The sequence below is a fragment of the Streptomyces sp. NPDC005496 genome (genome assembly GCF_042872045.1).
Lineage (GTDB): Bacteria > Actinomycetota > Actinomycetes > Streptomycetales > Streptomycetaceae > Streptomyces.
Map to the genome: position 1 here is coordinate 75,889 of NZ_JBIAJQ010000004.1, position 11,449 is coordinate 87,337.

Annotated in this window: 7 protein-coding genes; 3 read left to right on the forward strand and 4 right to left on the reverse strand. The window is 73.9% G+C overall.

From position 1 onward, the window contains the following. Window positions 1-78: 78 nt before the first annotated feature. On the reverse strand, window positions 79-1,467 hold the full coding sequence (locus tag ACFYQQ_RS12865) for an FAD-binding oxidoreductase (RefSeq protein WP_388904461.1): 1,389 nt from the start codon (window positions 1,465-1,467) through the stop codon (window positions 79-81). A 146-nt stretch (window positions 1,468-1,613) separates the two neighbouring features. Further along, window positions 1,614-4,214, reverse strand: a complete 2,601-nt coding sequence (locus ACFYQQ_RS12870) for an ATP-binding protein (protein ID WP_388904463.1) — start codon at window positions 4,212-4,214, stop codon at window positions 1,614-1,616. Window positions 4,215-4,535: 321 nt separating this feature from the next. Between ACFYQQ_RS12870 and ACFYQQ_RS12875 the strand changes: the two genes are divergently transcribed. Beyond that, window positions 4,536-6,254, forward strand: coding sequence for a phospholipid carrier-dependent glycosyltransferase (locus ACFYQQ_RS12875; RefSeq protein WP_388904465.1), 1,719 nt, complete (start codon window positions 4,536-4,538; stop codon window positions 6,252-6,254). Between the two features lie 143 nt (window positions 6,255-6,397). Further along, a complete protein-coding gene (locus ACFYQQ_RS12880; RefSeq protein WP_356175221.1) occupies window positions 6,398-8,947 on the forward strand; it encodes a SpoIIE family protein phosphatase in 2,550 nt (849 codons plus the stop codon). Between the two features lie 61 nt (window positions 8,948-9,008). Here the strand turns inward: ACFYQQ_RS12880 and ACFYQQ_RS12885 are convergent, their stop codons facing one another. Together ACFYQQ_RS12885 and ACFYQQ_RS12890 are read right to left on the reverse strand one after the other, a co-directional pair. Then, window positions 9,009-9,995 carry an aldo/keto reductase gene (locus tag ACFYQQ_RS12885; RefSeq protein WP_388904468.1) on the reverse strand — a complete coding sequence of 329 codons (987 nt, stop codon included), beginning with the start codon at window positions 9,993-9,995 and terminating at the stop codon, window positions 9,009-9,011. A gap of 240 nt (window positions 9,996-10,235) precedes the next feature. Next, entirely contained in the window at window positions 10,236-10,811 is a 576-nt protein-coding gene (locus ACFYQQ_RS12890) for a pep a2 (protein ID WP_355793954.1), read from the reverse strand. Window positions 10,812-11,120: 309 nt separating this feature from the next. Here ACFYQQ_RS12890 and ACFYQQ_RS12895 point away from each other — a divergent pair, with 309 nt between their 5' ends. Continuing rightward, window positions 11,121-11,411, forward strand: coding sequence for a DUF5133 domain-containing protein (locus tag ACFYQQ_RS12895; protein WP_355793953.1), 291 nt, complete (start codon window positions 11,121-11,123; stop codon window positions 11,409-11,411). The last annotated feature ends 38 nt before the right edge of the window (window positions 11,412-11,449 follow it).

Here is an 11,449-nt window from a genome sequence, read left to right on the forward strand (position 1 = left end):
GCGGACGATGGGCAGGGCCCGGTCGGTCAGGGGTGTCGTCCGGGGCACCGCGGACCCGGGGTGCCCCGGACGGCCCCTCTAGGCGGGACGGATGTTCTGGTTGACGCGGAACAGGTTGTACGGGTCACGGTCGGCCTTGATGCGCGCCAGCCGGGCGTAGTTGTCCCGGTAGCCGGCGCGGACCCGGTCCTGGCCCTCGTCCATCATCATGTTGACGTACGCCCCGCCGGCGGAGAACGGGTGCAGCGCCTCGAAGTAGTCCACCGTCCACTGCCGGATGGGGCCGGCGTTGGCGGGGTCGGGGTCGACGCCCGCGTAGACGGAGGCCCAGCGCACGTCGCGATAGCTCCAGGCGGTGTCGGTCGGGGCGTGGTCGTGGACGGCGCCGTCGACCGGGTACAGGTGCATCGTCGATTTCCAGCTGGGCAGTTCGGCACCGAACTTGGCGTGCAGGTCGATCGCCTCGGCGGGGATGTCGTCGACGAAGTCGGCCCGCCAGTACCACTGGTCCCCGGGCGGGTAGATCCCGTCGAAGGCGGACTGGATCGCGGGATGGGGCATGGGCGCGACGCCGTGGACCAAGGGCTCGGGGAGCGCGTCCAGGAGGGGTGCCATCGCCCCTGCGGCCGCGTCCGTGTCGTCCCCGGCGAAGCACCACACCACGCCGCAGACCTTGCGCAGGTGGATCTCCTCGGGGAACGGCGGCCCCGGCGGGACCGAGCCGTAGAGGAAGAAGCCGTTCAGGTCGCGGGGCGCGTGCGGGATGAAGTCGCGGTAGGCGGCGAGGACTTCGGCGCCGAGCTCGACCGGCCAGAACGTGGGTCCCGCGACGACCGTGCTCACCTCGTGCAGCCGGAAGAGGAACGAGGTGACGACGCCGAAGTTGCCGCCACCTCCGCGGATCGCCCAGTACAGGTCGGAATTCTCCTCGGCACTGGCGCGCACCCGCTCCCCGCTCGCCAGCACCAGGTCGGCCGCGAGCAGGTTGTCCACGGTCAGCCCGCACTTGCGGGTGAGGTGGCCGAGCCCTCCGCCCAGGGTGAGTCCGCCGACGCCGGTCGTGGAGATGATGCCGCTGGGCGTGGCGAGGCCGTGCTCGTGGGTGGCGCGGTCGACCTCGCCCCACAGGCAGCCGCCGCCGACGCGCACGGTGCGGGCTTCGGGGTCCACGTGGATGTCCTTGAGCGGGGAGAGGTCGACGACCAGGCCGCCGTCGCAGGTGCCCAGTCCGGCCCCGTGGTGTCCGCCGCCGCGGACCGCGAGCGGCAGCCGTCGTTCGCGGGCGAAGCCGATGGCCAGGGCCACGTCCTCGGGGCCTGTGCAGCGCGCCACCAGGGCGGGGCGCTTGTCGATCATGGCGTTGTAGACGGTCCGGGCGTCCTCGTAGCCGGAGTCCTCCGGTCCGATCAACTGCCCTTGGAAGGCTGTCAGTTGTGCGCGCGCCGTCTGTGCGGGCGTCCTGTCCATGAGATCCCCCGTGTCTGGGGCCGTGTTCGAGGACCCTCCCGTGTCCGGGTTCCTCGCGACCCGCTCTCGCTTACGGTTCAACTTTCTAGTCCCGTGTCCGTCCCGTGGACATGCGTGCCGGTCACTCAGCTCGACGCGGCGGCTACCTACGTTTCGCGCGCGGGCAGCACGCCCAGTTCCCGCGCGCGTTCCGCCGCCTGGCGCCGGGTGTGCACACCGAGTTTGTCGAGCACCGCGGCGACGTGGTTGTCGACGGTCCGCACGGACAGCACCAACCGATCGGCGATCTCCGGGTTGGTCAGCCCGCGGGCGAGCAGTCGCATCACCTGGAGCTGGCGCTCGGTGAGACCGGCCGGGTTCCCCCGGGTCGTGGTGAGCGGCCCTCGCGGGATGCGCCGGATGCCGAGGTCCCGCAGCTGTGCACGGATCAAGCGGGCCAACGGCCGGCCGCCCAGCGCGTCCAGGGCGGCGAGCGCGGTGAGCTTGTCGTCGGGTTCGGGGCTCTCGGCGAGCGCCGCCGCCCGCTCGTACGGGCAGCCGGCCTCCTGCCAGGCCGTGGCCGCGGCCTGCCACTGGCCGGCTGCCTGGAGCGCGTACGGGTGCTCCGAGCCGTCCGCGGGGACCGGGCACCCCGCCCGGGTGAGCCAGTAGCCGAGTTCGGCGCGGTGGGACACCGCGTCCAGGCGGCGGGCCTGCGCGAACACCGGGCCCGCCACCGCCGCCACCGCGCCGTGGTCGCCGTCGAGCCAGGCCGCCTCGGCGAGGGCGGCGGCGACCGGTCCGGTGCGCTGGAGCTCGCTGCTGCGCACCGCGATCTCCCAGGCCCGGCCGAGTAGTTCGCGCGCACCGGCGCGGCCGCTGCGGACCCGTACGCGGCCCAGCACGGTCAGGGCGGGACTGCGGGCGGGGACGAACTCCCGCACACCGAGTTCGGCGTACCGTTCGGCGTCCTCCCAGTCCCCGGCGGCGAACCGCCGCATGGCCATCTCCACTTGGAGGTAGCTCAGGAAGCCCAGGTGCTCCGCCCGGTCGGCCAGCTCCATGGCGGGTGCCAGGAAGCGGTCCGCCTCGCGGTGTTCGAGGTTTTCGAGCAGGGTCCAGATGATGTTGGCGTAGGCCCGGCAGGCGTGCTCGACCTCGCCCGCCGCCAGAGCCACCTTCAGACTCTCCTCCAACTGCGCCCGTCCCAGCGGGTCTCCGCCCCGCCAGCGCGCGGAACCCACGTTGTTGAGAGCGTGCGTGAGGATCTCCCTGTCCCCGGTCCCGCGCGCCAGTCCGACGGCCCGCTCGCCGAAGGCGACGGCCTGGGCGTTGCGGTCGGAGAGCATGAGGAGCTGGGAGATGTTGCTGAGGGCGAGGGCGAGCAGCCGCTCGTCTCCCGCGCCCTCCAGTACGGCGATAGCCTCCTGCGCGGCCTCCCGCGCCTCCTCGGCGTGCCCCGCCCACCAGCGGATCCGCGAGAGCCACCGCAGTGCCGCGCCGAGCGCGCGGGCGTCCCCCAGCGACCGCCGCAGCTCGACCGCCTCCCGCTGAGCGCGGACGGCGGAGCGGGAGTCCGCGACGGTGTAGCTCTCGACGGCGTACCGCTCCAGCAGTTCGGCGCGTTCGGCCGGGGCGAACCGCTCGCCGTGCCGCAGGACGAGCCTCAGCAGGGCCGCCGCCTCCCGGTGCGCGCCGGCCAGCGCGGCGTCGCGGGCGGCGCCGGGCCCGTAGCGGGCGATCGCCTCCAGGTCTCCGGCCTGCGCCGCGTGGTGGACGATCCGTGAGGAGTCGGTGCCCGGCAGGGCGGTGAGAGCGCTCAGCACGTCGCGGTTGAGCGCGATGCGGCGTGTCGCGGGCAGCGAGTCCGCGACGGCGCAGCGGATCAACTCGTGCCGGAAGCCGACCCGTTCGGGGGTCACGACGAGCAGTCCGCGCCGCTCGGCCGCGGCCAGCGCGGAGACGCCGTCGGACAGCAGGACCTCCGCGAGCCTGTGCTCCACGGCGGAGGGCACCACGGCCAGCTGCTCCAGGGCGTCCCGGGTGGACCCGTCCAGAGCCCGCAGCCGGGCCAGTACGGCGTCCACCACCGTCGGGGGCACCTCGCCGAGGGCGCCGGCGGCCATCACCTCGGCGACGAAGAACGGGTTGCCGGACGTCACCTCGTACACCTGCGCGGGATCGAGACCGCCACCCGCGCTCAGCCGTCGTACGGCGTCCAGGGACAGCGGGGACAACGGCAGCCGCAGCACCCGCTCCGCCCGGGACACCTGGCCGAGCAGGGGGCGCAGCGGGTGCTCCCGGTCCAGCTCGTCGTCCCGGTAGGTCATCACGAGGACCGCCGGGAGCCGTTCGACCCGGCGGACGAGGAACCGCAGGGCGTCGAGCGACGCCTCGTCGGCCCAGTGCACGTCCTCGACGACGAGCACGGTCGGGCGGGGCGGCCCGGTCAGTTCCGTGCGCAGGGCGTCGTGGACGCGGTGCCGGTCGCCGCCTCCGTTGAGCGCGTCGGCCAGTGGGGCGCCGACGCTGCCGAGGAGATCGCGGAAGGGGCCGAGGGGACGTCGGGTCGCCAGGTCGTCGCACTCCCCCAGCAGCACGCGTGCCTGGGCGGGAAGCACCTCGGGCAGCGCCCGCACGAGGCTCGACTTGCCGATTCCGGCCTCGCCGAGGACGAGCGCCACCGAACCCGCGCCGTCGGCTGCTTCCCGTACGGCCGCGGCCAGTTGGCCGAGTTCCTTCTCGCGTTCGAGGATCCCCCCATCCACGGTTGCGATTCTGGCACGCGACGCGTCGGCCGGTGGGCGACCGCGGCCGGTCGGGACGGGGGCGCACGGATGAGGCGGCTGCGCGGGCGCGGCGGGCGGACCGGCCGGTGTCGGCATGCCGCGTCCGGCGGGACGCGCGCACCCCGGTGGCCTCCGTGCTCTAGCGTGTCGGACGGCATCTCCCGGCGCGGGCCGCGCCGTTGAACCGTTCCGGGCGGGGCCGCGTACCAAGGGAGGGCGGAAGGGTGGGGCCGTGAGGTCGTCGTGCGTGGCGGACAGAGGAAGTGGCGGCATGGCCGGAACGCTCGCCGGGGTGCCCGCGTGACGGCACAGGACGCGGCGCCGGTGCTCGGCCCCGGCGCCGGGCGGACCGGCCCGGCCGGGGTGCGGGACTCCCCCTCGGCCGGACGGGTCGGGCCGCGACGGCAGCGGCGATGGCTGCTGCCGCTGGTGGTGGTCGCCCTGCTGGCCCAGATGGCGTTCGCGATGGTCTCGACGGCCGTACGGCAGACGCCGACCATCGACGAGCCGGTGTACGCGGGCACCGCCGTGGTCTACGCGCAGCAGCACAGCCTGCGCTACAACCCGGAGCACCCGCCGCTGGGCAAGCTGATCATCGCCTCGGGGCTGGTGTTCGCCCGTCCGCACCTCGACCCCGGTTTCACCGGTGACCAGACGGCACTGGGCCGGCATCTGCTGTACGAGTCGGGCAACGATCCCGGGCGGCTGCTGCTGTGGGCGCGGCTGCCGGTGATCGTCCTGACGCTGCTGTTCGGGCTGGTGGTGTTCGCCTTCGCCCGTGATCTCACCGGTCCCTGGGGCGGATCTGCGGCACTGACGCTGTACGCGTTCTCGCCCGACCTCATCGCTCACGGATCGCTGGCCACCCTGGACGTGCCGGCCGCCGGTTTCCTGCTGACCTCGGTCTGGCTGGTGTGGCGGGCGCGGCGGCGTCCGGCGCTGTACCTGCCGTTCGCCGGCGCGGCACTGGGCGCGGCCGTGGCCACGAGGATGAGCATGCTCGCGGCCGTGCCGGTGGTGCTGTGCCTGGTGGGCTGGTCGGTGTGCGTCGCGTACCGGGACCGCAGGTCCGGCGTAAGGCCGCGGGCCCGGCTGCTGGGGCGGGGGGTCGTGGCGGCGGCCGGTGTGGTGCTGGTCGTCGTGGCCGTGGTGTGGGCCGCCTACCTCGCCGTCGATCCGCGGCTGCGGTGGTCGGCGCCGGCCGGTGTACCGGACATCCGCGGGACCCGGGGGCTGGTCACGGACCTGCTGCCGTTCCCGCGGCCGTACCGGGACGGCCTGCGCGTCCAGTTCGGCTTCGAGTACGCGGCCTGGGAGGGCTTCCTGCTCGGCCGGCACTACCGTGGGTCCCTCTGGTACTACCTGCCGGTGGCACTGCTGATCAAGACGCCGCTGGGCGCGCTCGCCCTCTGGTCGGCCGGTGCCGTCGCCCTCCTGGCCGTACCGCGGATGCGGGCCGCGGCCCCGTACGTGCTCGCCTGTCCGGCGGTCCTGCTCGCGGCGGCCATGCTCGGCTCCCGTGACCTGGGCGTCCGGTACGCGATCTTCGTGCCGGTGTTCCTCGCGGTCGCGGCCGCCTCCGTGACCCTCTGGCGCGGGCGACGGGCGCGCCTGGTGACGGGGGCCCTCGTGGCGTTCGCCGCCGTGAGCTCGCTGCTGACGTACCCGTACTACCTGCCGTACTCCAACGAGGCGTTCGGCGGGCCCTCCGCGACCCATCTGCGGCTGCACGACTCGAACGTCGACTGGGGCCAGGACCTGGGACGGCTCGCCGACCGGCTCCGCGACCGGCACGCGGGCGAGCGGGTCTGGCTGGTCTACAAGGGCAGCGGAGTACCCTCCCACTACGGGATCCGGGCGTCCGACCCGCGCAAGGTGCCCACGGCCTCCGTGCACGGTCTGCTCGTGGTCTCCGACTCCGCGGCGGCGAAGGCGAAGGGCCGGCTCGCCGAGCTGATCGCCACCAGCAGGCCCGTGGAGGAGGTCGGCCACTCCATCACCCTGTACCGCCGCCCCTGAGGCCTGCCCTCGCCGCGCGTCGCCGACCCGCGGTGGTCCGGACGGCGTGCCCCCGGCGGCGCCGAGGTGCGGGGGCGGGTCCGGGGAGCGCATTCTGGCTGTGTTACCGACCAGGTGCGTGCTGCGCGGACGAGGACAGACCGATGACTGGGAGCGCCGACCGTACGGAGCGGGCGCAGGAACGGCTGGCCGCGCTGCTCCACCGCGCCGTGGCCGATTCGATCCAGGCGGTCGGCGGCTACGCGGGCGGCGTGTACCTGCGCTCGCGCACCCCCGGGCTGCTCAAGCTGGCCGTGCTCGCCGGACTGCCGGGATCGCTGTTCCGCCCCTGGTGGCGCATCCACGTGGACCGGCCCTTCCCGGCGGCCGATGCCCACCGGCTCGGCACCGACGTCCTGCTCGCGGACGCCACGGAGACCATGCGGCGCTACCCGCAGCTCGCCGCGGGCCTGCCGTTCCAGTTCGGCTCGGCGTACGTGCCCGTGGTGGGCGCGTCGACGTGCTTCGGGGTACTGACCGTGCTGCACCCTTCCGTCCCGGACCCGCCCGAGGCGGTGCTGGACCTCGACCGGATGACCGCGGTGGCGGAAGGGCTGGGGACCGCGCTGCTGTCGCTGGAGGACGAGCATCCCGGGCTGACCTGGGACAGCGAGCCGCTGTGCGTGCGGCCGCCCGCCCTCGGCGCGTCCCCGGCCCGCTTCGGCCGGTTCACCTGGGATCCGGCGAACGCCATGGTGACCGGGGACGACGCGCTGTGGGACCTGCTGCGCGTCGACCCCGAGGACTTCCCCGGAACGCCGGAGGCGCTGGCGCGGGCGCTGACGCCCGACGACGCGGGCCGGCTGCTGGCCGCCCTGCGCGAGACGGCCACCGGGCGTCCCCCGGCGCTCCCGCTGACGGTGCGCGGGGTGGCGGGGGGCCGGCGCCTGCTGGAGCTGTGGACGCCCGGCGGGACCCCCGGCAAGGCGTCGCGCGCGCACCGCGTGAACGGGCTCGTCATCGACCCCGGGCCGGGCCCGGCCGCCGCCGAGGCCGCCGACCTGCTCACGGAGGGCGTGTTCGCGCTCGACCGGCTCGGGATGATCACGTACGTCAATCCGCGCGCCGCCCAGCTGCTCGGCAGGCCGCGGACGGAGCTGCTCGGGCGGTCGCTGTGGGAGGCCGTTCCGTGGCTCGACCGCCCCCGGTACGAGGATCATCTGCGCGGCGCGCTGCTGTCGCCGGGGGCGGTGCACTTCCAGGTCAGACGCCCCTCGGGGGACCCCGGCCGGCGTCCTGCGGCGCCGGACGAGGGCGAGTGGCTCACCCTGTCGGTCCATCCGGGCCCGGACAGCCTCGCCTGCAAGGTGGTGCCGGTGGGGGGCGCCTCCGCCGCGCAGTCCGCGCCGGTGGACGCCCGCCAGCTCACCGCCGACGAGATCACCGGCGACGGGACCACGGAGGGGATCACCTCGACCGCGCCGCTGTACCGTCCGATCGTCCTCGCCATCGCGCTGACCGAGGCGGTGACCGCGCGCCAGGTGTCCGAGGTCGTGATGCGCGAGCTGCTGCCCGCCTTCGGCGGCCGGCGCCTGGCCATCTACCTGCTGCAGGAGCGCCATCTCTACCTCGCGTGGGAGACGGGCTTCCCGAAGGGCTTCCTCGCGCCCTTCGACGGTGTCGGTCTCGACACCCACCTGCCGGGGGTCGACACGCTCACCAGTGGACGTCCGCTGTTCTTCGAGTCCATGCCGCAGCTGGCGGAGGCGTACCCGGACATCCCCCTGGACGCCACGGAGGGAGCCCGGGCGTTCCTGCCGCTGATCGCCTCGGGCCGGCCGGTCGGCTCCTGCATCCTGGGCTTCGACCGCCCCCGCCCCTTCAGCACCGAGGAACGGGCGGTACTGACCGCCCTGGCCGGACTGATCGCCCAGGCCCTGGAGCGGGCCCGGCGCTACGACACGGAGGCGGCCCTCGCCCGGGGGCTGCAGGAGGCGCTGCTGCCGCACCGGCTGCCCGCGCACCCCCTGGTGGAGACGGCGGGCCGCTATCTGCCGGGCACCAAGGGGATGGACGTGGGCGGCGACTGGTACGACGTCGTGGAGGCGGGCGACGGGCTCGCCCTGGTCATCGGCGACGTGCAGGGACACGGAGTGCAGGCAGCGGCCACCATGGGCCAACTGCGCAGCGCCGTGCGGGCGTTCGCGCTCGGCGACCAGCCCCCGGACGAGGTGATGAGCGGCACCAACCGGCTGCTCATCGACCTGGACCCCGGACAGTTCGCGAGCTGCTGCTACGTGAGGCTGGATCCGGGCACCGGGCGTGCCCGGGCCGCCCGGGCGGGTCACCCGCAGCCCCTGCTGCGTCACCCCGACGGCCGTACAGAGGTGCTGGACCTGCCCGGCGGGGTGGTGCTCGGGGTGGACCCCGGTGCCGTCTACCCGGTGACGGACCTGCTCCTGGAACCGGACGCCGTGCTGGCGCTGTACACCGACGGACTGGTCGAGAGGCCGGGCCACGACATCGACGACGGCATCGCGAACCTGCGGACCGCCCTCTCCCAGGCGGGCGGCCCGCGCTCGCGGCCCGGCGCCCCCTCGCTCGCGGGCACCGCCAACCGGCTCACCGAGGAGGCCCGGCACGCCACGGAGCGGCCGGACGACATCGCTCTGCTGCTCACCACGTGCCGCACCGGACGGACCAGGAAGCGCTGAGGGCGCCGCGCCGGGCGTGCGTGCCGTCTCCCCGACACGCTCCCGTCGGCGCCCCGGCCGGTCAGTGCGCCGCGTCCAGCCGGGCGCGCTGCTCCGGTGTCAGTTCCAGGTCGACGGCGGCCAGGTTCTCCTCCAGCTGGGCCACCGAGGAGGCACCGGCGAGCGGGATCACGGGCAGCGTGCCGCCGATCTGCCAGGCGAGGACGACCTGGTTGACCGTCGCCCCGGTCTCCTTCGCGACGTCCCGCAGCACCGCGAGGCGGGCGGGCGTGCCGGGGTGGTCGTAGTCGGACGGCAGGGGCTTGTCGTCCCGCGTGTAGGCACCGCCCAGCAGGGGTGAGTAGGCCACGAGGGTCAGGCCGGGCTCGGCACGCAGGTAGCTGAGGAGGTCCGGGGTGGCACCGCCGAGGCTTCCCTCGGGGAAGAGCCCGTCGGGCACGTCGGTGCGCGGCCGGAGCAGGCTGTGCTGGTACTGCAGCACCTCGTAGCCGGGCAGTCCCGCCGCGGCGGCGATCGCCCGCGCCCGCTCCACCCGCCAGGCGGCGTGGTTGCTCACCCCGAGCAGCCCGACGGTCCCCTCGGCCACCAGCCCGGCGAAGCCCTCGACGGTCTCCCGCAGCGAGACGGTCCGGTCCTCGATGTGCGCGTACAGCAGGTCGAGGCGGTCCGTGCCGAGCCGTTCCCTGCTCCGTTCGGCCGCTTCCCTGATCACCTTCGCGGACAGTCCCTCCGGGTTGTCGACGAAGCCGGTGCCGGGGGCGAGCGGGCGGGCGCCGAGTTTGGTCGCGATGACGATCTCGTCCCCGACTCCGCGGCTGCGCCGCCACCGCCCGAGCAGGGTCTCGCTCTGGCCGCCCTGGCCGCCGTCCACCCAGTAGGCGTAGTTGTCGGAGGTGTCGATGAAGTTTCCGCCGGCCTCGACGTAGCGGTCCAGGACGGCGAACGAGGTCTTCTCGTCCGTCATCGAGCCGAACAGCATCGCGCCGAGCGCCAGCACGCTCACCTCGCGGCGGGTCGCCGGGTCGGTGCCGATCGTGCGGTACCTCATGGGTGTGCCCTCCCTGCCGGCCCGGCGTTCGCGGACCTGACGGGGAGTCTGGATCCTGGAGCGCACTTCAAGTCAAGTACCCGCTGCCCGGGGAGACTTCAGGGTGCGCCGATCCTTGGAGCCGGGCCGGTTCCGGACGCCACCCGGCCGCGGCTGCCGGAGCAGGCCGCGGCCCGGTGGGGCACCGAAAGGGCGCGGGGAGAACGTGTGTCACGGGGAGATCCGGCACACGTGCGCGCGTCACACGGGAACTCGCGGACGGTGCGCCGGCCGGTGCTCGGCCTCGTCCGGCGCCGGGCCGTCGGCGCGCTCGGTCTCCGCTTCGAGCGGGATCTCGCTCGTCGGGCCGACCAGGGCCGGCACCGGCATCTCGCGGGGGGCCTGAAGCGCCTCCAGAAGGGCGGGCGAAGGCGCGGCGGGCACCAGCGGTGCGCGTTCGGACGCCTGCACGCGCCGGGCGAACCAGATGATCTTGCCGCCGACACCGGTGGCGCAGCAGCCCCAGCCGTCGCTCAGCGCGGCGATCCGGGCCAGGCACCCCTGCGGCGCGTAGTGCGGGCGGATGTCCTGGTTGTTGTCCGAGATGGCGGTGATCAGGTGCTGACCGTTCCACCACATCTCGATGGAGGTGTTCTTGTCCGTCGCGTGGCGGTCGATCGTGTGCAGCAGAGCTTCCGCGCACTGACAGACGGACTCGACGAGAATCTCCAGGTTCCAGTACCGGAGATGGGCGGCCAGGATACGCCTGACCTGCCCGACCTTTTCCGGGCTGACCTCCACGTCGAGGTGGTAGTAGCAGGGCACTACAGCGTTCATCGTCGTTGGCTCCTCACCGGCGAAGCTCTCGCTTCTCCCACCGCCCTGACGGGCCGAGCCCCGAACACGAAGCGTGAGCAGTGATCGCTCCTGAGTCACTCTCAGGGTGGGAGCGCTAGCCCGTTCGTGCAACTCGAGAACCGGCCCCGGTTTTTTCGTTGAAGAGCCAACAAGACGCTCGCGGGTGTCCCGTGCACCATGGGGGAGGGCTCCGGTGCTGTGACGAACCGGTTCCTCTCCGTGCACGACCCTTCGGGCAAACCCTGGACGAGCCGTGCGCAGTCGACAAGTGGGAAGGTGACCAGCGAGATGTTGCTACCCGCAAAAGCCGAGGTCGCCCTGCATCTTGAGCGATACCGGGCGTGGGAACGCCTGCTGCTCGCGGCCCCCGCCGACCACACGGTGCGGGGGAAGTTCGAGAACACGGCGTACACCCTGTGCGTGCTGATGGGCGAGCGTTGCGCCCGTGAGGCCGCCGACGCCGCCGAACGCTACCTGCGCCCCCACACGGCGGCCAAGGCCCTCCACCACATGAGCGGCCGGCCCCACGGTGGCGCGAGCAAGCAGAGCCGCGGCGTCAGCCCGGCACTCGGTGGATGACGACAACGACAGAACCCCGCTGCACGGCCGGGCTTTCC

Coding starts and splice junctions, on each gene's coding strand:
- ACFYQQ_RS12895 (WP_355793953.1), top strand. CDS start 11,121: ATGTTGCTACCCGCAAAAGCCGAGGTCGCCCTGCATCTTGAGCGATAC.
- ACFYQQ_RS12865 (WP_388904461.1), bottom strand. CDS start 1,467: ATGGACAGGACGCCCGCACAGACGGCGCGCGCACAACTGACAGCCTTC.
- ACFYQQ_RS12890 (WP_355793954.1), bottom strand. CDS start 10,811: ATGAACGCTGTAGTGCCCTGCTACTACCACCTCGACGTGGAGGTCAGC.
- ACFYQQ_RS12885 (WP_388904468.1), bottom strand. CDS start 9,995: ATGAGGTACCGCACGATCGGCACCGACCCGGCGACCCGCCGCGAGGTG.
- ACFYQQ_RS12880 (WP_356175221.1), top strand. CDS start 6,398: ATGACTGGGAGCGCCGACCGTACGGAGCGGGCGCAGGAACGGCTGGCC.